Source organism: Pseudomonas kulmbachensis, from assembly GCF_963681935.1.
GTDB lineage: Bacteria > Pseudomonadota > Gammaproteobacteria > Pseudomonadales > Pseudomonadaceae > Aquipseudomonas > Aquipseudomonas kulmbachensis.
The window spans coordinates 64,592-86,380 of sequence record NZ_OY817088.1 but is presented as its reverse complement, the minus strand read 5'-3'; the positions used below and the strand labels follow the sequence as shown (position 1 = coordinate 86,380).

21 protein-coding genes and 4 pseudogenes are annotated in these 21,789 nt (G+C 59.0%); 13 read left to right on the top strand and 12 right to left on the bottom strand.

Features of this window, described 5'->3' with window-relative positions:
• Positions 1 to 12: 12 nt before the first annotated feature.
• Together dprA and U5A05_RS24240 are read right to left on the bottom strand one after the other, a co-directional pair.
• Positions 13 to 857, bottom strand: a pseudogene (gene dprA / locus U5A05_RS00420) (DNA-processing protein DprA).
• A gap of 165 nt (positions 858 to 1,022) precedes the next feature.
• Positions 1,023 to 1,109 (bottom strand): annotated as a pseudogene (locus U5A05_RS24240) (hypothetical protein); the annotation flags it as partial.
• A gap of 381 nt (positions 1,110 to 1,490) precedes the next feature.
• On the opposite strand from U5A05_RS24240, the gene def reads away from it, so the two are divergent.
• The 5 genes from def to U5A05_RS00395 all read left to right on the top strand — a co-directional run bounded on the left by def (position 1,491) and on the right by U5A05_RS00395 (position 6,145).
• Complete coding sequence (gene def / locus U5A05_RS00415; RefSeq protein ID WP_261740348.1) at positions 1,491 to 1,997, top strand: peptide deformylase; 507 nt, start codon at positions 1,491 to 1,493, stop codon at positions 1,995 to 1,997.
• A gap of 160 nt (positions 1,998 to 2,157) precedes the next feature.
• The gene (fmt, locus tag U5A05_RS00410) at positions 2,158 to 3,117 is read left to right on the top strand and encodes a methionyl-tRNA formyltransferase (RefSeq protein ID WP_321835171.1); all 960 of its coding nucleotides are present in this window, start codon (positions 2,158 to 2,160) and stop codon (positions 3,115 to 3,117) included.
• Positions 3,114 to 4,424, top strand: a complete 1,311-nt coding sequence (gene rsmB / locus U5A05_RS00405; RefSeq protein ID WP_261740346.1) for a 16S rRNA (cytosine(967)-C(5))-methyltransferase RsmB — start codon at positions 3,114 to 3,116, stop codon at positions 4,422 to 4,424. Before fmt ends, rsmB begins: the two co-directional genes overlap by 4 nt.
• Before the next feature lie 19 nt (positions 4,425 to 4,443).
• Entirely contained in the window at positions 4,444 to 5,820 is a 1,377-nt protein-coding gene (gene trkA, locus U5A05_RS00400) for a Trk system potassium transporter TrkA (protein ID WP_261740345.1), read from the top strand.
• 10 nt (positions 5,821 to 5,830) lie between these two features.
• On the top strand, positions 5,831 to 6,145 hold the full coding sequence (locus tag U5A05_RS00395) for a hypothetical protein (RefSeq protein ID WP_321835168.1): 315 nt from the start codon (positions 5,831 to 5,833) through the stop codon (positions 6,143 to 6,145).
• Between the two features lie 117 nt (positions 6,146 to 6,262).
• On the opposite strand, the pseudogene U5A05_RS00390 reads toward U5A05_RS00395, so the two are convergent.
• Together U5A05_RS00390 and U5A05_RS00385 are read right to left on the bottom strand one after the other, a co-directional pair.
• Positions 6,263 to 7,149: pseudogene (locus U5A05_RS00390) on the bottom strand (lysophospholipid acyltransferase).
• 140 nt (positions 7,150 to 7,289) lie between these two features.
• A complete protein-coding gene (locus U5A05_RS00385; RefSeq protein WP_321835164.1) occupies positions 7,290 to 7,847 on the bottom strand; it encodes a DNA-3-methyladenine glycosylase I in 558 nt (185 codons plus the stop codon).
• Positions 7,848 to 7,928: 81 nt separating this feature from the next.
• On the opposite strand from U5A05_RS00385, the gene glyQ reads away from it, so the two are divergent.
• From glyQ to U5A05_RS00370, 3 genes are read left to right on the top strand one after another with little or no spacing between them, the layout of a single operon-like run.
• A complete protein-coding gene (glyQ, locus tag U5A05_RS00380) occupies positions 7,929 to 8,882 on the top strand; it encodes a glycine--tRNA ligase subunit alpha (protein ID WP_029611650.1) in 954 nt (317 codons plus the stop codon).
• The gene (gene glyS / locus U5A05_RS00375) at positions 8,879 to 10,933 is read left to right on the top strand and encodes a glycine--tRNA ligase subunit beta (protein ID WP_261740341.1); all 2,055 of its coding nucleotides are present in this window, start codon (positions 8,879 to 8,881) and stop codon (positions 10,931 to 10,933) included. Before glyQ ends, glyS begins: the two co-directional genes overlap by 4 nt.
• Before the next feature lie 9 nt (positions 10,934 to 10,942).
• Positions 10,943 to 11,446, top strand: a complete 504-nt coding sequence (locus tag U5A05_RS00370; RefSeq protein ID WP_425262893.1) for a phosphatase domain-containing protein — start codon at positions 10,943 to 10,945, stop codon at positions 11,444 to 11,446.
• On the opposite strand, the gene U5A05_RS00365 is transcribed toward U5A05_RS00370, so the two are convergent.
• Positions 11,433 to 12,494 carry an aminopeptidase gene (locus tag U5A05_RS00365; protein WP_321835203.1) on the bottom strand — a complete coding sequence of 354 codons (1,062 nt, stop codon included), beginning with the start codon at positions 12,492 to 12,494 and terminating at the stop codon, positions 11,433 to 11,435. The genes U5A05_RS00370 and U5A05_RS00365 overlap by 14 nt on opposite strands.
• A gap of 105 nt (positions 12,495 to 12,599) precedes the next feature.
• Here U5A05_RS00365 and U5A05_RS00360 point away from each other — a divergent pair, with 105 nt between their 5' ends.
• Positions 12,600 to 13,016, top strand: coding sequence for a PA0061/PA0062 family lipoprotein (locus U5A05_RS00360; protein WP_261742524.1), 417 nt, complete (start codon positions 12,600 to 12,602; stop codon positions 13,014 to 13,016).
• Here the strand turns inward: U5A05_RS00360 and U5A05_RS00355 are convergent.
• Entirely contained in the window at positions 13,008 to 13,253 is a 246-nt protein-coding gene (locus U5A05_RS00355; protein WP_261740391.1) for a DUF1161 domain-containing protein, read from the bottom strand. The two genes, U5A05_RS00360 and U5A05_RS00355, sit on opposite strands and share 9 nt — an antisense overlap.
• Positions 13,254 to 13,410: 157 nt before the next feature.
• Positions 13,411 to 13,842, bottom strand: coding sequence for an OsmC family protein (locus U5A05_RS00350; RefSeq protein ID WP_321835202.1), 432 nt, complete (start codon positions 13,840 to 13,842; stop codon positions 13,411 to 13,413).
• Positions 13,843 to 14,057: 215 nt separating this feature from the next.
• Between U5A05_RS00350 and U5A05_RS00345 the strand changes: the two genes are divergently transcribed.
• Positions 14,058 to 15,062, top strand: coding sequence for an LLM class flavin-dependent oxidoreductase (locus tag U5A05_RS00345; protein WP_261740390.1), 1,005 nt, complete (start codon positions 14,058 to 14,060; stop codon positions 15,060 to 15,062).
• A 105-nt stretch (positions 15,063 to 15,167) separates the two neighbouring features.
• Here the strand turns inward: U5A05_RS00345 and U5A05_RS00340 are convergent, their stop codons facing one another.
• Positions 15,168 to 15,392: a DUF1161 domain-containing protein gene (locus U5A05_RS00340; protein WP_261740389.1), complete on the bottom strand. Its 225-nt coding sequence runs from the start codon at positions 15,390 to 15,392 to the stop codon at positions 15,168 to 15,170.
• 119 nt (positions 15,393 to 15,511) lie between these two features.
• The gene (locus U5A05_RS00335) at positions 15,512 to 15,727 is read right to left on the bottom strand and encodes a dodecin (RefSeq protein WP_261740388.1); all 216 of its coding nucleotides are present in this window, start codon (positions 15,725 to 15,727) and stop codon (positions 15,512 to 15,514) included.
• A 154-nt stretch (positions 15,728 to 15,881) separates the two neighbouring features.
• Here U5A05_RS00335 and U5A05_RS00330 point away from each other — a divergent pair, with 154 nt between their 5' ends.
• Positions 15,882 to 16,208 (top strand): ElaB/YgaM/YqjD family protein, encoded by a 327-nt coding sequence (locus U5A05_RS00330; protein ID WP_261740387.1) that lies wholly within the window; start codon positions 15,882 to 15,884, stop codon positions 16,206 to 16,208.
• Here U5A05_RS00330 and U5A05_RS00325 read toward each other — a convergent pair.
• Positions 16,205 to 17,101, bottom strand: coding sequence for a LysR family transcriptional regulator (locus U5A05_RS00325; RefSeq protein WP_261740386.1), 897 nt, complete (start codon positions 17,099 to 17,101; stop codon positions 16,205 to 16,207). The two genes, U5A05_RS00330 and U5A05_RS00325, sit on opposite strands and share 4 nt — an antisense overlap.
• Before the next feature lie 113 nt (positions 17,102 to 17,214).
• Between U5A05_RS00325 and trpB the strand changes: the two are divergent.
• Together trpB and trpA are read left to right on the top strand one after the other, a co-directional pair.
• Positions 17,215 to 18,449: pseudogene (gene trpB, locus U5A05_RS00320) on the top strand (tryptophan synthase subunit beta).
• Positions 18,449 to 19,255, top strand: a complete 807-nt coding sequence (gene trpA / locus U5A05_RS00315) for a tryptophan synthase subunit alpha (protein WP_261740384.1) — start codon at positions 18,449 to 18,451, stop codon at positions 19,253 to 19,255. Before trpB ends, trpA begins: the two are co-directional and overlap by 1 nt.
• Before the next feature lie 70 nt (positions 19,256 to 19,325).
• On the opposite strand, the gene epsC is transcribed toward trpA, so the two are convergent.
• Together epsC and U5A05_RS00305 are read right to left on the bottom strand one after the other, a co-directional pair.
• Positions 19,326 to 20,252: a serine O-acetyltransferase EpsC gene (epsC, locus tag U5A05_RS00310; RefSeq protein ID WP_261740383.1), complete on the bottom strand. Its 927-nt coding sequence runs from the start codon at positions 20,250 to 20,252 to the stop codon at positions 19,326 to 19,328.
• A gap of 95 nt (positions 20,253 to 20,347) precedes the next feature.
• On the bottom strand, positions 20,348 to 21,724 hold the full coding sequence (locus tag U5A05_RS00305; RefSeq protein WP_321835194.1) for a M16 family metallopeptidase: 1,377 nt from the start codon (positions 21,722 to 21,724) through the stop codon (positions 20,348 to 20,350).
• Positions 21,725 to 21,789 lie beyond the last annotated feature (65 nt).

Genomic DNA, 21,789 nt, shown 5'->3' with positions numbered 1-21,789 from the left:
CGCGCAGTGTACTTAGCTGGCGCGGGCAAACCAACGCCCGCCCTCCAACACGACATGCCCCGCCAGTTCAAGTTCGGTCAACGCTGCCAGCAATCGGGGCAGGTCCCAACCACTGGCGTTGACCAAGGCTTCACTGGTGTGAGGTGCTGCCTGCAACAATTGCACTAATGGATGACAGCTTGGTGTAAACAAAGGAGGGGTGGATAACGGCATTGAGCGCCAGCCTCGCAGGCCTTCCAGAATGTGCTCCACGGTTTCAACCAGAGTCGCGCCATCACGGATCAACTGATGACAGCCACGTGCCCCAGGGTGGTGGATAGAACCGGGAATGGCATAGACCTCGCGCCCCTGCTCGGCGGCCAGGCGAGCGGTGATCAGCGAGCCACTGGCAACACTGGCCTCGACCACCAGCACGCCCAGGGCCAAACCGCTGATGATTCGATTACGCCGCGGGAAGTTCGCCGGTAGCGGCCCGGCGTCCAAGGGGAACTCCGAAACCACCGCGCAACCGTTGGCAATCATCGCATCCGCCAGAGCCCGATGGCGCTGTGGATAAAGTTTTTGCAGACCCGTGCCCAACACGCCTACCGTCTGCCCTCCAACGTCCAGGGCAGCCTGGTGCGCGGCACCATCAATCCCCAACGCCAACCCGCTGGTAATTACAAAACCGGCCCCGGCCAGGCTGCGGAAAAGGCTGCGGCTGTATCCAGACCTGGCCGTGAAGCACGTCGGCTACCGACCATCGCCAACTGCGGTTTTTCCAGAATCCCAGGCTCGCCCGCTACAAATAACAGCGGTGGAGCATCGTTCAGTTCACTCAAAAGTGCCGGGTAATCGGCCTGGTCATGCAGCAGCACATGCTGCCCGGAGCCCTCAAGCCAGCGCAATGCAGCGCTTGCACCATCGAGAACTTCAGGGCTGCGCCGCGCCTGGGCACACGCGGCGGGCAGCCCCAGTGCACCCCAGGCGCTGGCAGGTGCACTGAGCGCCGAACTGGCCGAACCGAAGGCACTGAACAGGCTGTAATAACGCCGCGGCCCAAGCTCGGGCAGGCGGTGCAAGCGCAAGCGGGCTTCAAGCTCTGACGGGGATATTTCTGACAGCGGCATGGGATCATCCTTGATCGGTTATTCCATCTGGATATGAGGAACAAGCTGTGGATAAGTCTGTTGACAAGTTGTTTAGCAAACGCGGACAAGGGCCGGTTTGAGCACCCGAGTGATGCTTGAAAATGCCCGTAGAAACCCAACATTAGTTGAACGTTAGCGAGAGGCTGCGCACGTTGGTTTCAAATTGAGACATGCGGCCGTGCAGCGCGGCAGCTAGTCGTTTCATCCGCGGGTGAATCCCTTTATTATGTGCACTCGCGTGAAACGCCAGAGCCCGAGCGGGTTCTCTCTGAAGGAGACGTTTTGCACAGGTTGCTCGAGTCCACAGGACCCACCTGACAACCGTTTTTGAATCTTTCACACAGTGCACCAATCAAACTTATGGCTATTTTGAACATCCTCGAATTCCCAGACTCGCGTCTGCGTACCATCGCCAAACCCGTGGCGGTTGTGGACGACGAAGTCCGTCAGTTGATCGATGACATGTTTGAAACCATGTACGAGGCGCCGGGCATCGGTCTGGCCGCCACTCAGGTCAACGTGCACAAACGCATCGTGGTCATGGACCTGAGCGAAGACCGCAGCGAACCAATGGTATTCATCAACCCCGAGTTCGAAATCCTCTGCGACGAGATGGGCCAGTATCAGGAAGGATGCCTCTCGGTGCCGGGTTACTACGAAAACGTTGATCGCCCGCAGCGCGTCAAGATCAAAGCGCTGGACCGTGACGGCAAGCCGTTCGAGATGATTGCCGAAGACCTGCTGGCCGTGTGCATTCAGCATGAATGCGACCACCTCAACGGCAAGCTGTTTGTCGATTACCTGTCTACGCTCAAGCGCGACCGGATCAAGAAGAAGCTGGAAAAACTGCACCGCCAGAACGCTTGATCCTCCCATCGGCTACAGGCCTCTTCTATGTGGGAGCGGGCTTGCTCGCGATAGGATCAACTCGACCTCACTGATAGACCGAGTTGTCTGAATCGCGAGCAAGCCCGCTCCCACATTAGAAATGTTTTCCCCCGCGCATCCCATTCCAAGTGAGTAACCCATGACTGAGCCACTGCGCATCGTCTTTGCTGGCACCCCAGAATTCGCCGCTGAACACCTCAAGGCGTTGCTGAGCACCCCTTACGAGATCGTCGCGGTATACACCCAACCGGATCGTCCGGCCGGGCGCGGGCAAAAGCTGATGCCAAGCCCGGTCAAACAACTTGCACTGGAACACAATATTTCGGTGATGCAGCCGCCAACCCTGCGCGCGCCCGAAGCTCAGGCCGAGCTGGCCGCACTCAACCCGGACTTGCTGGTGGTGGTGGCCTACGGCCTGATCCTGCCGCAAGTGGTGCTGGATATTCCGCGTCTGGGTTGCATTAACAGCCACGCCTCCTTGCTGCCACGCTGGCGCGGGGCGGCGCCGATTCAGCGCGCCATCGAAGCTGGCGACAGTGAAAGCGGCGTGACCGTGATGCGCATGGAGGCGGGTCTGGACACCGGCCCGATGCTGCTCAAGTCCGTCACCCCGATTACCGCCAATGACACCGGTGGCAGCCTGCATGACCGTCTGGCCGAGCTCGGCCCACCCGCCGTGATCCAGGCCATTGCCGGGCTGGCGGCTGGCACACTGCAAGGTGAAGTGCAGGATGACAGCCTGGCCACCTACGCCCACAAATTGAACAAGGATGAAGCACGTATCGACTGGAGCCGCCCGGCGGTTGAGCTGGAGCGTCTGGTCCGTGCTTTCAATCCATGGCCGATCTGTCACAGCACGCTCAATGGCGAAGCCCTGAAAGTGCTGGCCGCGACCGTAGCTGACGCCCAGGGCGCACCGGGGCAAATTCTTGCCGCGAGCAAGGACGGTCTGATCGTCGGCTGCGGTGAAGGCGCGTTGTGCCTGACACGTCTGCAATTGCCTGGCGGCAAAGCGCTGAACTTCAGTGATTTTTTCAACAGTCGCCGTGAGAAATTCGCTGTCGGCATCACCCTCGGTCATACGGAAAACGCCCAATGAACCCTCGTCTGGCCGCTGCCAAGGCACTGACTGCAGTGTTGAACGGCAAAGCATCGCTCAACAGCTCCTTGCCGCTGCAACTGGACAAGGTTGAGGTGCGCGATCGCGGCCTGACTCAGGATCTGGCGTTTGGTACCGCCCGCTGGCAGCCACGCTTGTCGGCGCTGGCCAACAAGCTGCTGCAAAAGCCATTCAAGGCCGCCGACGCTGATGTTGAAGCGCTGCTATTGGTAGGTTTGTATCAACTGCTCTACACCCGCATTCCGGCCCACGCCGCCATCGGCGAAACCGTAGGTTGTGCCGACAAGCTGAAAAAACCTTGGGCCAAAGCCCTGCTCAACGCCGTGTTGCGCAACGCCCAGCGCGAGAGCGAAGGCTTGCTGGCGGAGCTTGAGCATGACCCGGTGGTGCGTACCGCTCACCCGCGCTGGCTGCAAAAATCCCTGAAGGCTTTTTGGCCTGAGCAATGGGAAGCTATTTGCGCGGCCAACAACGCACACCCGCCAATGATATTGCGGGTTAACCGCCGTCATCACAGCCGCGATGCGTACCTGCAATTGCTGGTCGAGGCTGGTATCGAAGCCCAACCTTGCGTCTTCAGCCAGGACGGTATCGTACTGGCTGCGGCCTGCGACGTTCGCAGCCTGCCGGGCTTTGCCGAAGGCTGGATCAGCGTGCAGGACGAAGCCGCGCAACTGGCCGCCGACTTGCTGGATCTGGCCCCGGGCCAGCGCGTACTCGACGCCTGCTGCGCCCCAGGCGGCAAGACTTGCCACATTCTGGAGGTAGAACCTGCACTGGCTGGCGTGGTGGCGGTCGATCTGGAAGCCAAGCGTCTGGTGCGTGTACGCGAAAACCTTGAGCGTCTGGGCCTGAGCGCCGAGCTGATTGCCGCCGACGGTCGCGACACCGCCACCTGGTGGGACGGCAAGCCGTTCCAGCGCATCCTGCTCGATGCACCCTGCTCGGCAACCGGGGTTATCCGCCGTCACCCGGACATCAAGCTGACCCGCCAGCCGGACGACATTGCCGCGCTCGCCACCCTGCAAGGCGAATTACTGGACGCGATGTGGCCTACCCTGGAAGTGGGTGGCATCTTGCTCTACGCCACTTGCTCGACATTGCCGACCGAAAATACTGAAGTGATTGAAGCGTTCCTGGCCCGTACTCCGGGTGCCCGGGAGCTGGATATCGCCGGGCAGTTCGGCATCAAGCAGCCCCACGGCCGCCAGTTACTGGCACAAGAGGGCGGACACGACGGCTTTTATTACGCCAAATTGATCAAGATCGCTGCCGCTCGCGGCTAACGGATTAGGGATTGCAGGCATGAAAATCATCATCCTCGGCGCAGGCCAGGTCGGCGGAACGCTGGCAGAACATTTGGCCAGCGAAGCTAACGACATCACCGTGGTCGACACCGATGGTGAGCGCCTGCGCGATCTTGGTGATCGCCTCGATATTCGCACCGTGCAGGGCCGCGCCTCGTTGCCCAATGTGCTGCGTCAGGCAGGTGCGGATGACGCCGACATGCTGGTGGCCGTGACCAACAGCGACGAGACCAACATGGTCGCGTGCCAGGTGGCTCATACGCTGTTTCACACCCCGACCAAAATCGCCCGGGTACGCGAAGCGGCTTATCTGACACGCGGCGAAGAGCTGTTCGATAACGACGCAATCCCGGTCGACGTATTGATCAGCCCCGAGCAGGTGGTGACCAATTACATCAAGCGCCTGATCGAACACCCCGGCGCCTTGCAGGTGATCGACTTTGCCGAAGGCAAAGCGCAGTTGGTGGCGGTCAAGGCGTACTACGGCGGCCCGTTGATTGGTCAGCAGTTGCGCCAGCTACGCGAACACATGCCGAATGTGGATACACGGGTTGCGGCGATTTTCCGACGCGACCGACCGATTACGCCCCGTGGCGATACGGTCATCGAAGCGGATGATGAGGTTTTTTTCATCGCCGCCAAGGCCAATATTCGCGCCGTTATGAGCGAAATGCGCCGTCTGGATGAAAGCTACAAGCGCATTGTGATTGCTGGTGGCGGGCAGATTGGCGAACGCTTGGCCGAGGCCATTGAGAGCCGGTACCAGGTCAAGATCATCGAGATGAATCCGGCGCGTTGCCGCTATTTGTCCGACACCCTCGACAGCACTGTGGTGCTGCAAGGCAGTGCTTCGGACCGCGACTTGATGCTTGAAGAAAACATCGCGGACGCCGACGTATTTTTGGCCCTGACCAACGATGACGAGGCCAATATCATGTCCTCGTTGCTGGCCAAGCGCCTGGGTGCGAAGAAGGTGATGACCATCATCAACAACCCGGCCTACGTGGATCTGATTCAGGGCGGCGAAATTGATATCGCCATCAGCCCGCAGCTCGCCACCATTGGCACCTTGCTGGCCCACGTGCGCCGGGGCGATATCGTCAGCGTGCACTCATTGCGCCGGGGCGCGGCCGAGGCCATCGAAGCGATTGCCCACGGTGATTCGAAATCGAGCAAGGTGATCGGTCGCAGCATCGGCGAAATCCATCTGCCTCCGGGCACCACGATTGGCGCGATTATTCGCGACGAAGAAGTACTGATTGCCCACGACTCGACAGTGATCAATGCCGGCGACCATGTGATTTTGTTCCTTGTGGATAAAAAGCATATTCGCGACGTAGAGAAGCTGTTCCACGTGGGCTTGAGTTTTTTCTAAGGAGTCAGGGATGCTGGAGTCACTGGAGAAAATGCTCGCCAAGGGTGTGGATAACTCATTACTGCGCTTTGGTCTGGGCAAGGGTTATCTCGACCTTGGGGATAACCTCAAGGCGGCGGAGCATCTGCAACGTTGCGTAGGCTTTGACCCCAAGTATTCCGCAGCCTGGAAGCTGCTGGGCAAGGCGCATTTGGCGGCGGATGATCGTGCCGCGGCGCGCTTGGCGTGGGAGCAGGGGATTGCGGCAGCGCAGGCCCACGGCGACAAGCAGGCCGAAAAGGAAATGACGGTATTTTTGAAGAAGCTGGATAAACAGCAGCCTTGACTCTTCACTTGTAGCCACTGGCGCAGGCTGCGATGGGTGGCGCAGCGACCCCGGATATTGAAGGTCCTGCGGCCCTTATCGCAACCTGCGCCAGCGGCTACAAAGTTTGTGGCCTTACTAGTACCAGCGCGCTTCACCCGGCGGGCGTTTTTTGAAGCGCTTCATGCTCCACATGTACTGGCTCGGGTAAGCGCGTACATATTTCTCGACCACCTTGCTCATGGCTGCGCACGAGGTTGCCGTGTCGGTGCTGTACATGTCTTCTGGCGCGGCCTCCAGTATCACCTTGAAGCCCGAGCCATCCGGCAGACGCAGCGCGTGCAGGAATACCCCACCGCTTTGCCACCCGCCAGCATATTGGGGACAAACTTGCTGGTCAGTGCCATGGTGCCGAGAAACGGCACAAAGATACCCGCCGACTCTGCAGGCTCCGGATCAGCCGGAATGCCCACCTGACCGCCTTTGCGTACTTCCTTGATGACACTCAGGATGCCTTCTTTGGTCGATGCCGCCACGCGGTTGCCCAGCTGGACCCGTTGCTTTTGCAGCAATTCATCCACTGCTTTGAGCTTGGGCGGGCGATAGAAAATGATCGGTTTGCACTGGCTGCAATAGAAGTGATTAAGCACTTCCCAGTTGCCCAGGTGGCTGGTGATGCCGACCACACCCTTGCCTGAGGCCAGGGCGTCCTTGAGCACGTCCAGGCCTTCGACTTCACGCACCAGGTCGATGGAACGCTGGGCTGGCCAAATCCAGGCGCAAGCACTCTCGGTCAGACTTTTGCCGATATCTTCCAGGCTTTGACCCACCAGTTGCTCGCGGGCGCCCGGGTCCATTTCAGGAAAGCATTTGGCCAGGTTGATGCGCACCACATCGCGTGAGCGATTGGGCAGTTTCCACATCAGCCAGCCGATGGCCGACCCCACGCGTTGCACCGCGCCCCACGGGAGCATGGCAAACAACCGCAAAGCCCCGACCAGCAAGGCACCTTTAAACTTTTCCACAGGGTTTTCCCACAACAAATAATGACTTTGTGGGAGCGGGCTTGCTCGCGATTGCATCACTGCGGTCTTTCTGAAAAACCGTGTTGCCTGCATCGCGAGCAAGCCCGCTCCCACATCAGGTTTTGCAAGTGGCCCGTATTCTAACCGCCGTTTGCCAGTTCAGCGTAACGGTCGCAATAAGTGGCGTGGTCCATGACCATACCGCTGGCCTGCATAAAGGCATAGCAAATGGTCGGGCCGACGAACGTAAATCCGGCTTTTTTCAGGGCTTTGCTCATGGCTTCAGCCTGGGGCGTAACCGCCGGGAACTCATGACGTTCGGTGAAATGGTTGATCTTCGGCTTACCGCCCACAAACGACCATAAAAACTCGACAGGATTGGCCAGCGCCAGCCAGGCCTGGGCATTGCGCCGTGCGCCAGCCACTTTTAAACGATTGCGAATGATCCCCGGATCCAGCAACAACGCTTCTATTTCAGCATCCGTCATGGCCGCCAAACGCTGCACATCGAAGCCGAACATGACCTTGCGATAGTGATCGCGTTTCTTTAAAACCGTGATCCAGGACAAACCCGCCTGGAACCCTTCGAGCAATAACAACTCGAACAACCCATGCGCGTCGCGCAACGGCACTCCCCACTCTTGATCGTGATAAGCGGCATACAGCGGATCTTCTGAACACCAGAAGCAACGTGGCATATAGGCTCCAGGGGGTGGAGGGGCGACCGAATCGGGTATACTCCCGCTCTTTAAATCGCAGCCCAAGAAACAGGTGAATTTGTGAGCCAGCCTACGCCAGCAGTGCGTACCTTCCAAGACTTGATCCTCGCCCTCCAGCAATACTGGGCCGAGCAAGGTTGTGTGGTGCTTCAGCCCTACGATATGGAAGTGGGCGCCGGCACATTCCATACCGCCACGTTTTTGCGCTCTCTGGGGCCGGAAACCTGGAACGCCGCTTATGTGCAGCCCAGTCGTCGCCCGACTGACGGCCGCTACGGCGAAAACCCGAACCGTTTGCAGCACTACTACCAGTTCCAGGTGGTATTGAAGCCAAACCCGCCCAACTTCCAGGAGCTGTACCTGGGTTCGCTGAAACATATCGGCCTGGACCCTCTGGTACACGACATCCGTTTCGTCGAAGACAACTGGGAATCGCCAACACTGGGCGCTTGGGGTCTGGGCTGGGAAATCTGGCTTAACGGTATGGAAGTCACCCAATTCACCTACTTCCAGCAAGTAGGCGGCATTGAGTGCTACCCGGTAACTGGCGAAATCACCTACGGCCTTGAGCGTCTGGCGATGTACCTGCAGGGCGTGGATTCCGTCTACGACCTGGTATGGACTGACGGCCCGTTCGGCAAAGTGACTTACGGCGACGTGTTCCATCAGAACGAAGTCGAGCAATCGACTTACAACTTCGAACACGCCAACGTCGACAAGCTGTTTGAGCTGTTCGATTTCTATGAAAGCGAAGCCAAGCGCCTGATCGAACTCGACCAGCCGCTGCCGTTGCCAAGCTACGAAATGGTGCTCAAGGCGTCCCACACCTTCAACCTGCTGGATGCGCGTCGCGCGATTTCCGTGACTGCGCGTCAGCAGTACATCCTGCGTGTGCGTACCCTGGCCCGTGCCGTGGCACAGGCGTATCTCGAAGCTCGCGCCAAGCTGGGCTTCCCGATGGCTCCACCTGATTTGCGTGATGAAGTGTTGGCCAAGTTGGAGGCAGTACAATGAGTGCTCAAGATTTTCTGGTTGAACTGGGCACTGAAGAACTGCCGCCAAAAGCCCTCAATACCCTGGCTGAGGCATTTCTCGCCGGGATTGAAAAAGGCCTGCAAAGCGCCGGTCTGAACTTCAGCGCGAAAAAAGTCTACGCCGCACCGCGTCGTCTGGCCGTGCTGCTGACTCAGCTCGACACCCAGCAACCGGATCGCAGCATCAATATCGACGGCCCGCCACGCCAGGCGGCGTTCGATGCTGAAGGCAACCCGACGCAGGCAGCCTTGGGCTTTGCCAAGAAGTGCGGCGTTGAGCTGAGCGAAATCGATCAGAGCGGTCCAAAACTGCGCTTCAGCCAGGTGATCGTCGGTAAGCCGACCGCCAGCCTGCTGCCGACCATCGTTGAAGACTCGCTCAACGACCTGCCGATCCCCAAGCGCATGCGCTGGGGTGCACGCAAGGTCGAGTTCGTGCGTCCGACCCAATGGCTGGTGATGCTGCTGGGCGACGAAGTGATCGACTGCACCATCCTCGCGCAAAAATCGGGTCGTGACTCCCGTGGGCACCGTTTCCACCACCCGGAAAGCGTGCGCATCAGCGCGCCAGCCAACTACCTCGAAGACCTGCGCAAAGCCCACGTGCTGGCGGACTTCAACGAGCGCCGTGAGCTGATTTCCAAGCGTGTAACCGAACTGGCGACGATGCAGGAAGGTACTGCAATCGTGCCGCCAAGCCTGCTCGACGAAGTGACCGCTCTGGTTGAATGGCCGGTGCCGCTGGTGTGCTCGTTTGAAGAGCGCTTCCTGGATGTGCCGCAAGAAGCCCTGATCACCACCATGCAGGACAACCAGAAGTATTTCTGCCTGCTGGACGTTGATGGCAAGTTGCTGCCGCGCTTCATTACCGTGGCCAACATCGAGAGCAAAGACCCGCAGCAGATCATCTCGGGTAACGAGAAAGTGGTTCGCCCGCGTCTGACCGATGCTGAGTTCTTCTTCAAGCAAGACAAAAAACAGACGCTGGAAAGCTTCAATCTGCGCCTGCAAAACGTGGTGTTCCAGGCTCAACTGGGCAGCGTTTACGACAAGGCCGAGCGCGTTTCCAAACTGGCGGCATTTATTGCCCCGCGCATTGGCGGCGATGCTCCGCGTGCAGCCCGTGCCGGTTTGCTGTCCAAGTGCGACCTGGCCACTGAAATGGTCGGCGAGTTCCCGGAGATGCAAGGCATTGCCGGTTACTACTACGCGCTGAACGACGGCGAGCCTGAAGACGTCGCCCTGGCATTGAACGAGCAGTACATGCCGCGTGGTGCTGGCGCCGAGTTGCCGAGCACCCTGACCGGCGCTGCGGTGGCCATCGCTGACAAGCTCGACACCCTGGTGGGTATTTTCGGCATCGGCATGTTGCCTACAGGTAGCAAAGACCCGTACGCACTGCGTCGTGCCGCGCTGGGTATCTTACGCATTCTGATCGACAAAAAGCTCGACCTCGACCTGACTGAAGCAGTGAAATTCGCTGTCAGCGCTTTCGGTGCCAAGATCAAGTCGGCCGGTTTGGCTGATCAGGTACAGGAGTTCATCTTCGACCGCCTGCGTGCGCGTTACGAAGACGAAGGCGTGGATGTGGCCACTTACCTGTCGGTACGTGCACTTAACCCAACCTCGGCACTGGATTTCGATCAGCGCGTGCAAGCCGTACAGGCGTTCCGTCAATTGCCGGAAGCCGCTGCACTGGCCGCCGTGAACAAGCGTGTATCGAACTTGCTGAGCAAGGTTGAAGGCACGGTTTCGACTCACGTTGAAGCCCGCTATTTCGACAATGCCAGTGAGTTCTCGCTGTTCTCGGCCATCCAGAAGGCCGACGAAGCCGTACAGCCAATGGCCGCTGCCCGTCAGTACAACGAAGCGCTGACCCGTCTGGCCTCGCTGCGCGAGCCGGTGGATGCGTTCTTTGAAGCGGTGATGATCAACGCTGAAGACCCTAGCGTGCGAGCTAACCGCTACGCATTGCTGGCGCGTCTGCGTGGCCTGTTCCTGGGCGTTGCCGATATTTCACTGCTGAGCTAGGGGTTACCGTTGAAACTGCTGATTCTCGATCGGGACGGAGTGATCAATTACGACTCCGACGCTTACATCAAGTCAGTCGAGGAGTGGATTCCACTGCCCGGCGCGATCGACTTCTTGCCCGAGGCCGATGACGCCTGGCTCAAGACCCCCGGTGTCACCCAAGTCCAGCTGCCTTACCGGACCAATCATGTGGATGACGCCGATGTGCTGGCCGCATTGCGCGCCATTCAAACCGCACAAGCCCAGGGCCCGGTGTTGATGCACTGCAAACACGGCGTGGACCGCACGGGCTTGATGGCAGCGATGTACCGCGTGGTGGTGCAGGACTGGAGCAAGGAAGACGCACTCAAGGAAATGACTCAGGGCGGCTTTGGCCAGACCTCACACTTCAAGGATGGCGTCAGCTACATGACGAAAGCCGATATTCCCAAATTGCGTGAAGCCTTGAGCAGCGGCGCCTGCAGTACCAGCGCGTTTGCCTGCGCGGTAAAGGGCTGGTTCAAGTCCAGCTGACTGTTGGCTCGCGCCCACTGCTCCAAGCAGCCCTGCGCTGTTGCCGGGGCAGTTTGCCGAGTTGTTCAACCTCGCGATAAAACCTTGGCCAATCGCGATCAAGGTGTTCAAACAGCGCAGCGAAAGCCGGCACCCATTGGTCGTACAGGCCAAACGGCAGCAGCTTTGCGTTATTCATCGGCGCATTGACCCACGCATCAAACCGATTATTCCCAGCCCATTCCTTATGGCGTAGCTGACGGTACTCGCGGCGCATTCGCTCAAACTCTGCAGCTTTGCGCTGACGCATTTCAGCGTCAGGCACAGGCTGCGCGTAGAGGTCTTGCAGGCGCTGACGGGTGTTGAGTACTAACCCGACAAACTGCTCGCGCTGCTTCAAGCTATCGCGGCTTGAGGGCGGCAGCCCTTGGTGGGCGCGCCATTGGCGGGTACCTTCCTGTTCAACGAAGCTGGCAAAAGACTCATTGAACTCACTGTCATCCTTCACATAGACGCGCTGGTGCGCCAGTTCGTGAAAAATCAGGGTGGCCAGGCGCTCATCGCCCCAGGTGAGCATGCTGTTGAGGATAGGGTCATCAAACCAGCCCAATGTCGAGTAAGCCTCGACCCCACTGATAAGCACGTCATTGCCCTGCTGATGTTGCAGGGCCGCTTCGCCGCGCGCCGCACCCTGGCTGTAAAAACCTCGGTAGGCCACGCACCCGGCAATCGGAAAGCAATGGGTCACGGGGTTGAGGGAAAACTCTGGGGTGGCAAATACATTCCACACCACATAGGGCCGTTTGAGGTCGGCATACAGGCGATAGCTCTGATTGTCCGGCAGGTACAAATGCTGGCTGGCAAAGGTGCGGGCAGCCTGGGCATTAGCCAGATGCTGGCGCAGGACAGGCGGCTGCTGCGGGTCGGCAATCACCTTGGCCACCGGCTGGCGGGCTTTTAATAATTGCCATTGGCCATCGGCCAATTGAGCGTAGTACGCAGCACTGGAACAGCCATTGAGCAGCGGTATCAGGGCAATGGCGAGCAGGCAGCGAATACGCAACGTCATAAAGCGATCTCGATAGGCGAGTGGCGCAAGATTAACCGAAGGCGACACGCGATAGGCCAATGGATCAGCGCTATGCTTGTGCTTCACACCCTTGTGGAAATCACCATGCGCACGTTTTTGCTATTGCTGACAGCCTGCCTGCTGAGCGCTTGCGTCAGCACGCCATTGCCCGCGCCGGACCCGAAGATGGCCTGGGTCGACCTTGAAACACAAACCGGCAAGCTGGTGATGGCAGAGCGCCTGGACAATCAGCGCATGAGCGACGGACGCTACTTTCAAGTCACCCCGGGCAGCCATGAATTGATGGTGCGTTTCGATTTCGAGGTATTTGTCGGCGGCATGGGCATGTTCAGCGATCCGCAGGAACGGCTGTGCTATGTCACCGTCAATTACGATAACTTCGAGCCCGGCCAGCATTACCGGTTGCAAACACGCTCGCTGGGTTTCAACGCCTACGCCCGACTGTACAACGCAGCGGGCAAGGTGGTGGCCGAGGAGCGGCTGGTTAACTGCTTACCGTGAGGCCTGACGATCGTTGTTCTGATAAATGATTTTTTTGCTGCCGTATTCGCACGACCCAACCACCATATTCTCGTCATGGACGTCTTCGGTAGTCACGATTTCCAGCGTGTAGGACGACACATTGTTGGCCTGGATCTTGGCTTCGATTTCAGCCTTCAGTTCTTCACACGGCTTGGGGGCAGCCAAGGCCGAAGTAGCCATGGCGCAGCAAACAACAGCTAGAGCAAAACGTTTCATGGTGAGACTCCCTTGAGGCAGGACGCAAAGTCATGATCTGACGCGAGTGGCGATCATTCGATCACATTTAGCGCAGCACAGGACTGATCTGTCGCAGCCGGGTACCAACTGCCCGGCCAACGCCGCCCCGCTTATGGCTGCGGGGCGGCGTGTACCGTCAGCTCACCAGCGTGGCGTCGAGAGTGATTTTCGCATTCAGCACCTTGGACACCGGACAGCCTTCCTTCGCCTTGGTGGTCAGTTCGTCAAATTGCGCCTGGGTTGCGCCGGGCACTTTGGCCTTGAGCACCAGATGCACGGCAGTGATCTCAAAGCCGCCGTCCACCTGATCCAGCGTAACCTCGGCAGTGGTGTCGATACTGTCGGCCTTGAGGCCGGCATCACCAAGGATCATCGACAGCGCCATCGAAAAGCAGCCCGCATGGGCTGCGCCAATCAGCTCTTCGGGGTTGGTGCCCTTGCCGCCTTCAAACCGGGCCTTGAAGCCATATGGCGCTTCGCGCAGCACGCCGGTTTCCGTGGAGATGGAGCCGATGCCGGTTTTAAGGTCGCCTGCCCAATGAGCCGATGCTTTCTTTTTGATACTCATGCGTGCCTCCTGAAGTACGGCGCGAAGGTTTCACGCCTTGAATGAACTAGTGAGGGTAGTTCGTCTCACAAAGTTCATCTTGTCGGACCAGTCGTCATTTTTATCGGATCAATTCCCTGCCCACCATTGAAACTCGGGTATATGCCCATATTGCTGTAAGCACTGGCAGATCAAGCGAGCACCTTGACCTGCATCCCACCTGGAGTAGCCAGCTGATGAAACGATTGTCTGACATCAAATTCTCGACCCTCGACCTGGTGCCTGTGCGCGAAAATGGCAGCGCCGCCCAGTCGTTGCGCAATTCGCTGGACTTGGCACAGCACGTAGAAAAGTTGGGTTACAACCGTTTCTGGGTCGCCGAACACCACAATATGGACGGCATCGCCAGCTCGGCGACCTCGGTATTGATCGGTTATCTGGCCGGGGGCACTTCGACCATTCGCGTGGGCTCGGGTGGCGTGATGCTGCCCAACCATGCGCCGCTGGTGATCGCCGAGCAGTTCGGCACTCTGGAAAGTCTGTACCCGGGGCGGATCGATCTGGGCCTTGGTCGTGCGCCGGGTTCGGACCAGATGACCGCCCGCGCCCTGCGCCGTGAGCGTTCAGGCAGTGCCGATGACTTCCCGCAGGATGTGGCCGAGTTGATGCGCTATCTGGGCCCGCGCACCCCGGACCAACAGATAATCGCCATGCCGGGCACCGGGAGCAACGTACCGGTCTGGCTGCTGGGCTCCAGCTTGTTCAGTGCACAACTGGCCGGTGAACTTGGCTTGCCTTACGCCTTTGCCTCACATTTCGCACCGCGCTTGATGCACGAAGCGATTCGCGTGTATCGCAACCACTTCAAGCCATCGGCGACCCTCGACAAACCTTACGTGATGCTTGGCATTCCGCTGGTTGCAGCCGATACCGACGAGCAGGCCGAGTATCTGGCCACTTCTGTACAACAGCGGATTTTGGCGTTGATGCGTGGGCAAAGCCTGGTGCAGCGCCCACCTGTGGAAACGATGGATGGCCTGTGGTTGCCCCACGAGAAAGAGGCGGTGATGAGCTTCCTGGGTCTGGCTATGGTCGGCAGCCCGCAGAAAATTCGCGCCAAACTGGACGTCTTGATCGAACAAACCCAAGCGGACGAGCTGATCTTTACCTGTGATTTGTATGAGCATGCAGACCGCATTCATTCGTATGAATTGCTGTCGCAGGTGATGAAAGAGGCTTAACCCTAAAGCAAACGTGGGAGCGAGCCTGCTCGCGATGGCATCGACGCAGTTCAACTGAAACACCGCGTCGTCTGGCAGCGCGAGCAGGCTCGCTCCCACAGAGAATTACCCGCGCTTGTAGACGATTTCCTTGGTACCGCCTTCGCAGGTACCCACTACTTTGCCGTCAGCCGAAGTGCCTTTTTCCACAGTGGTCAGCGAATAATGCTGGGTGCCGTGAGCCTCAATCTTCGCGGCGATTTCGCTTTTCAGTTCTTCACAAGGCTTGCCCTGTGCAAACGCCGTTCCTGCCAGACTCAGCAAACCTACAGCCAATAAAATCTTTTTCATCGGTCACATTCCCCGGTCAAAACAAAAAGGGTGCAATGCGCATGTGCCGCATTGCACCCAGACGGTGTAGCGGACTTTATGGCAAACGGCCAGCCCGCTGATCAAAAGGCTGTGTCAAATCAACTGGTAGCAATCCGAAAACCGATTTTGAGTGTCACCTGATAGTGCGCCACCTTGCCGTCCTTGATGTGCCCGCGGGTGTCGATCACTTCGAACCATTCCATGTGTTTGATGCTTTTGTTGGCCTCGGCCAGTGCATTACCGATGGCGTCTTCTATGCTGCTCGGGGACGAGCCTACCAGTTCAACTTTCTTGTAGGTGTGATGGTCAGACATAACGTTCTCCTTTGTCGTAGATCAAAGCCTAGCAGCGATTGTGCTAAATACTTTGTAGGCAATCTGAAAGGAAAAGTTCAGGCCAACTGCACTTTCTGAAATCTGCGTAGTCGGACTTAACAAGCACCTCACTCATCAATGCAGGAGAGCCCTAATGGCTAGCAACTCTTTACGTAAAGCCTCATTGCAAAGCATGGAAGCAGAGATCGAGAGCCTGCTCAAGTCTCTGGAAAGCCTCAAGCACGATGCTTCGGACGAATCCAAAAAGACGCTTAGCGCCCTCAAAAGCAATGCCGAGAATGCACTCAAGCATTCGCGCCATCTGCTCAGCGATGCCTACGAAGAAGTGAAAGACAAAACCCGCGAAACCGCGATCGCCACCCGCGAATACGCCCAGGAACACCCGTATGCCACCGCAGGCGTTGCCATAGGCGCACTGGGCCTGCTGGCGGCCTTCCTGATGTGCAAGCGCGGCAACTAATCCGCGCTACGCGCAAGCTCAGCCTTGAGCCATTGCGCCAGTTGCCGGGCGCGCCCATCTGCGGCGCGCTTGGGCAACCATAACGTCAACTGCGCCGCAGTCTCGTTGAAGCCCCACGGCGCCACCAGGCGTCCAGCCTGAAGGTCTTGCACCACCAGCGGCTCGGGGGCAATTGCCACACCCAAGCCCGCAACGGCGGCCTCAAGCAAGTAATACAAGTGTTCAAACCCCTGCCCGAACTTCAAGTCCTTTGACTCGATTGCATTCTGCTGCGCCCAGTTTGGCCAGGCCTGAGGCCGCGAAGTGGTGTGCAGCAACGGTTCGTCGAGCAAGACGCTGGCCGGGGCGTGACGCAGTTGTTCGTAGCGCGCATAGCGCGGGCTGACCACCGGGCCAATACGCTCACTGACCAACTCATACACCTGCATATCCGCGGGCCACGGCGGCTCGGCAAATACCAGCAAGGCATCCAGACCTGGGCGTCGCGGGTCGAGATCGCCTTCACCGGCCGACAAGTGCAAGCGCAAGTCCGGCAAATCGGCATTCAGTCGACCCAAGCGCGGAATAAACCAGCGCGCCAGCAAACTGCCTGAACAGCCCAACACAAACGGGGCATCAACCTGGCTTTGCGTGAGTTCAGCGCACACATTTCGTAGACGTTCGAAAGCTTCGCTGCTGGCATCACGCAGGCGGGTTCCGGCGTCGGTAAGCTTTAGTCCACGCCCTTCCTTGACGAACAGGCTCACCCCCAAGTGCTCTTCGAGTACTTTTAGTTGGCGACTAACGGCGCCGTGGGTGACATTCAATTGCTCGGCCGCCTGGCTGACGCTAGTCAGGCGGGCGGTGGCTTCGAATGCCCGCAAGGCATTCAGGGGAGGGAGGTCGCGACTCATGATATCTGTGAGTTTTCCTGACAGGTTACGGCGATCTTATCGGTTTTCATCCTGGGCTGTCGCGGGTAAAGTCAGGTCCATCGACCTTCGTAACTTTTTATCTGGAGCGTCACATGACTCAATCCACCTTGCGTACCGGCCCTGATGCCAATGGCCTGTTTGGCTCATTCGGCGGCCGTTACGTGGCTGAAACCCTGATGCCGCTGATCCTTGATCTGGATCGCGAGTACGAGCTGGCAAAAACAGACCCTGAGTTCATCAAGCAACTGGCCTACTTCCAGCGCGACTACGTTGGCCGCCCAAGCCCGCTGTACTTCGCCGAGCGGCTCACCGAGTTCTGTGGCGGCGCCAAGATCTACCTCAAGCGCGAAGAGCTGAACCACACCGGCGCGCACAAGATCAACAACTGCATCGGCCAGATTCTGCTGGCGCGACGCATGGGCAAAAACGCATTATTGCCGAGACCGGCGCCGGCATGCACGGCGTGGCCACCGCCACCGTGGCAGCGCGCTTTGGTCTGCAGTGCGTGATCTACATGGGCACCACCGACATCGAGCGCCAGCAGGCCAACGTGTTCCGCATGAAGCTGCTGGGCGCTGAAGTGATCCCGGTTATCGCGGGCACCGGCACTCTCAAAGACGCAATGAACGAAGCCCTGCGTGACTGGGTGACCAACGTTGACGACACCTTCTACCTGATCGGTACTGTGGCGGGTCCACACCCGTACCCAGCCATGGTGCGCGACTTCCAGGCCGTGATCGGCAAGGAAACCCGCGACCAGATGCAAGCCCAGGAAGGACGCCTGCCAGACAGCCTGGTGGCATGCATCGGTGGCGGCTCCAACGCGATGGGCCTGTTCCACCCGTTTCTGGATGACACCAGCGTCGAAATCATCGGCGTGGAAGCGGCGGGTTACGGCATCGAAACCGGCAAACACGCGGCCAGCCTCAACGGCGGCGAGCCGGGCGTACTGCACGGCAACCGCACCTTCCTGTTGCAGGACGACGATGGCCAGATCATTGACGCCCACTCGATTTCAGCGGGTCTCGACTACCCTGGCATTGGCCCTGAACACGCCTGGTTGCACGACATCGGCCGCGTCGAGTACACCTCGGTGACCGACGACGAAGCCCTGGACGCCTTCCACAAATGCTGCCGCCTTGAAGGCATCATCCCGGCCCTGGAAAGCGCCCACGCGCTGGCCGAAGTATTCAAACGCGCACCCACCCTGCCAGCCGATCACCTGATGGTGGTCAACCTGTCCGGTCGAGGCGACAAAGACATGCAAACTGTGATGCACCACATGGAAAACTCTCAACAAGAGCAATCCCAGCAGGAGAAACACTAATGAGCCGCCTGCAAACGCGCTTCACCGAACTCAAGGAGCAAAATCGCGCAGCCCTGGTCACCTTCGTCACTGCCGGTGACCCGGATTACGCCACCTCGCTGGCGATCCTCAAGGGCTTGCCTGCAGCGGGCGCCGATGTGATCGAACTGGGCATGCCCTTTACCGACCCAATGGCCGATGGCCCGGCGATTCAGCTGGCCAACATCCGCGCCCTGGGTGCCAAGCAGAACTTGGCCAAAACCCTGCAAATGGTTCGCGAGTTCCGTGAAGACAACAGCAACACGCCGTTGGTACTGATGGGCTACTTCAACCCGATCCACCACTATGGTGTGCCCAAGTTTATTGCCGAAGCCAAAGCGGCAGGTGTAGACGGCCTGATCGTGGTCGACATGCCGCCCGAGCACAACAGCGAGCTGTGCGATCCGGCGCAGGCAGCGGGCCTGGACTTTATCCGTCTGACCACGCCGACCACTGACGATGTGCGCTTGCCAACCGTGCTGGCGGGCAGCTCGGGCTTTGTGTACTACGTATCGGTAGCGGGCGTGACCGGTGCCGGTTCCGCGACAACCGAGCAAGTGAGCGCGGCCATTGAGCGTCTGCGTCGCCATACCGACCTGCCGATCAGCGTGGGCTTTGGCATCCGCACCCCAGAACAGGCTGCGGCGATTGCGCGGTTGGCAGATGGCGTGGTGGTGGGCTCGGCCTTGATCGACAAGATCGAGAATGCAGCGACGCCTGAGCAGGCGGTGGATGGTGTGCTGAGCTTGTGTGCAGCGCTGGCAGAAGGCGTGCGTAGCGCCCGCTAATTCAAGATCAAGAGCCCCTCACCCTTGCCCTCACCCGGAGGGCTGGGTGAGGGACAAGGTTCACGCGATCTTACTTCTGCGTCCCATCATCGTGCAGCAAATTGGCCTGGGTCAGGTTGCTGCCCGCGGGCACGCTGCGGGTCAGCCATACGTTGCCGCCAATGGTCGAACCCTGGCCAATGGTGATGCGCCCCAAAATCGTCGCGCCAGCATAGATCACCACATCATCCTCAACGATCGGATGGCGTGGATGGCCCTTCTGCAATTGCCCTGACTCATCCGCCGGAAAGCGCTTGGCGCCCAGCGTCACAGCCTGATAGATCCGCACACGCTCGCCGATAATCGCGGTTTCTCCGATCACAACGCCCGTCCCGTGATCGATAAAGAAACTACGGCCAATCTGCGCGCCGGGGTGAATATCAATGCCGGTGGCCGAGTGCGCAATTTCTGCACTGATCCGCGCCAGCAATGGCAAACCGGCGCGGTACAGGTGATGCGCCAACCGGTGATGAATCACCGCCAGAATCCCCGGATAGCACAACAACACTTCATCCACACTGCGCGCCGCCGGGTCGCCGTGGTAAGCAGCCAGCACGTCGGTGTCCAAAATGCCGCGCAAGCCGGGCAAGGCCAAGGCAAAGTCCTGAATCAGCAAGGTCGCGGTCGCATCCACACCCTCGTCGGGTAACCCGCCCTGGCGTGCCGCGTAGCGCAGCTCCAGCCGAGCTTGGGTCAGCAACGCGTTCAGCGCCACATCCAGTGTGTGGCCGACATAGAAGTCTTCGCTCTCTTCACGCAGGTCTACCGGGCCCAGACGCATTGGAAACAATGCGCCGCACAAGGCTTCAAGAATATCGGCCATCGCGGCACGTGACGGCAGCTCACGACCGCCCTGTTCCCCGCTGACACGCCCGTTTTGTGTACGCCACTGGTTTCGCGCCGTGCGCAGTTGGCAGACGATGGCCTGCAATTGCCAAGGATTGGAACGATCACTCACGATGAATACTCCGCACGCTGGCGGCTGGATCGACCAGCCGAAAATTGGCAATGACTTTACGCTATCAAAAGGTTGGCGACTCGGGCAATCACTGGTTAACGCCGACGCCAGGCGCGCCAGCCCACCCCTACGATGACCAGCAACACCAACCCGCCAAAAATGGCCATGCTCAAGCCCTGATAACTGAACAGCGGCTTCTCGATGCGCACATAGCCTGGCTCGGCAAACAACTCGCGCAATGCCGTGTTGGCTTGCTTCAGGGTGATGGCCTGAAGCTGTTTGGCCGGGTCGGCGAAGTGCCCATCGTCGTAGTCGCCCAACGAAGACCAATAGTAATCGGCCAGCGCACTGTTGCCTTGCACCGACCACGCCTTGCGGGCAATGGCGGCGTTCTTGAGCCGGGCAAATATCTGCGGATCCAGCCCGTCCTTGAGCAGTTGCGCCTTGAGTTGCTCAACCACCTGCCGGGCCTGGGCCACGTTATCGCGTTCAACATCCGCATTCAGGCTCAAGAAGCCCACGCCGCCGAACACTTCGCGCTCAGCCCAGGGCCCGTAAGACAAGCCCTTCTTGAGCCGTAGCTCGCTGTACAGCGCCCACTCCAGATAATCGCGCAGCAGGCTCCAGGTTTCATCGGACAGGCCTTCGATCACCGGCTCCGGCAACAGCCAGTGCAGGGTCGCAGTGTCGCCGACCACCCCGCGCACCAGTTCGCGCTCGGCGTCGGCCTTGGCATCAATCGCGGCAAGAGGTTTGTGTTCGCTGGGCTCAACCGGCTCGAGCGCACCGTAGGTACGCTCCAGATAGGCTGGCAGCAGCCGGTCGAGGTCACCGACGATAATCAGCGTCATATTGTTGGGCGCATACCAGTTCTGGCGCACAGCCTCTAACTGCTGGCGCGTGAGGTTATGCACTTCTGCCCGCTCGGCGCACTTAAGCCCCAACTCGACCGCCAACTGATTACTAGCGCTGTGGCCCAGGTCCTGGCGGTCCAGCCAACGCTGCAAGTGCGAGTAATGACCGCCGTCTTCGCGTTCAACCACTTTCTTGGCGTCGCTGATACGTTGCTCGGTCAGTTGCGTACGGGTCAGCAGGCCCAGGAGCAGGTCGAGGATTTTGCGCTGGTTCCTGGCCGGAGCTTCAATCACAAACGTGGTGTCGGCATTGCTGGTGAAGGCATTCCACTCGCCACCCAGCGCCTGCATGCGCTCCTCCAGGCCACCTTCGCCAGTGTCGTCGATCCCGCTGAACAGCAAATGTTCCAGCAAGTGCGGCAATTGCTGGTCGGCGCATGAAAAATCATCCAGGCCCACACCCACCACCAACCGAATGGCCACGTGACCGCGCTCATTGCCGGGTTTGAGGATCAGTTGCAGACCATTGGGCAGTTGATAGCCCTCGACACTGTAACGATCAAGGGCAAAGCCCTGAGTTGCGCCAAGCAGTAAACAGATGAACAGCAGGCAACGCATAAAAAATCCCTGAATTCTCGAATCCCTGAGCCCGTGCAGCTTAGTCGCTGCTTAACGGCTGACAA

Excerpts from the sequence above, each read along its gene's own strand:
- U5A05_RS00350 (WP_321835202.1), bottom strand. The coding sequence starts at position 13,842 with ATGAGTATCAAAAAGAAAGCATCGGCTCATTGGGCAGGCGACCTTAAA.
- U5A05_RS00360 (WP_261742524.1), top strand. The coding sequence starts at position 12,600 with ATGCGCACGTTTTTGCTATTGCTGACAGCCTGCCTGCTGAGCGCTTGC.
- def (WP_261740348.1), top strand. The coding sequence starts at position 1,491 with ATGGCTATTTTGAACATCCTCGAATTCCCAGACTCGCGTCTGCGTACC.
- U5A05_RS00340 (WP_261740389.1), bottom strand. The coding sequence starts at position 15,392 with ATGAAAAAGATTTTATTGGCTGTAGGTTTGCTGAGTCTGGCAGGAACG.
- fmt (WP_321835171.1), top strand. The coding sequence starts at position 2,158 with ATGACTGAGCCACTGCGCATCGTCTTTGCTGGCACCCCAGAATTCGCC.
- U5A05_RS00330 (WP_261740387.1), top strand. The coding sequence starts at position 15,882 with ATGGCTAGCAACTCTTTACGTAAAGCCTCATTGCAAAGCATGGAAGCA.
- U5A05_RS00395 (WP_321835168.1), top strand. The coding sequence starts at position 5,831 with ATGCTGGAGTCACTGGAGAAAATGCTCGCCAAGGGTGTGGATAACTCA.
- glyS (WP_261740341.1), top strand. The coding sequence starts at position 8,879 with ATGAGTGCTCAAGATTTTCTGGTTGAACTGGGCACTGAAGAACTGCCG.
- U5A05_RS00345 (WP_261740390.1), top strand. The coding sequence starts at position 14,058 with ATGAAACGATTGTCTGACATCAAATTCTCGACCCTCGACCTGGTGCCT.
- U5A05_RS00305 (WP_321835194.1), bottom strand. The coding sequence starts at position 21,724 with ATGCGTTGCCTGCTGTTCATCTGTTTACTGCTTGGCGCAACTCAGGGC.
- U5A05_RS00355 (WP_261740391.1), bottom strand. The coding sequence starts at position 13,253 with ATGAAACGTTTTGCTCTAGCTGTTGTTTGCTGCGCCATGGCTACTTCG.
- U5A05_RS00335 (WP_261740388.1), bottom strand. The coding sequence starts at position 15,727 with ATGTCTGACCATCACACCTACAAGAAAGTTGAACTGGTAGGCTCGTCC.
- trpA (WP_261740384.1), top strand. The coding sequence starts at position 18,449 with ATGAGCCGCCTGCAAACGCGCTTCACCGAACTCAAGGAGCAAAATCGC.
- U5A05_RS00325 (WP_261740386.1), bottom strand. The coding sequence starts at position 17,101 with ATGAGTCGCGACCTCCCTCCCCTGAATGCCTTGCGGGCATTCGAAGCC.
- U5A05_RS00365 (WP_321835203.1), bottom strand. The coding sequence starts at position 12,494 with ATGACGTTGCGTATTCGCTGCCTGCTCGCCATTGCCCTGATACCGCTG.
- trkA (WP_261740345.1), top strand. The coding sequence starts at position 4,444 with ATGAAAATCATCATCCTCGGCGCAGGCCAGGTCGGCGGAACGCTGGCA.
- U5A05_RS00385 (WP_321835164.1), bottom strand. The coding sequence starts at position 7,847 with ATGCCACGTTGCTTCTGGTGTTCAGAAGATCCGCTGTATGCCGCTTAT.
- rsmB (WP_261740346.1), top strand. The coding sequence starts at position 3,114 with ATGAACCCTCGTCTGGCCGCTGCCAAGGCACTGACTGCAGTGTTGAAC.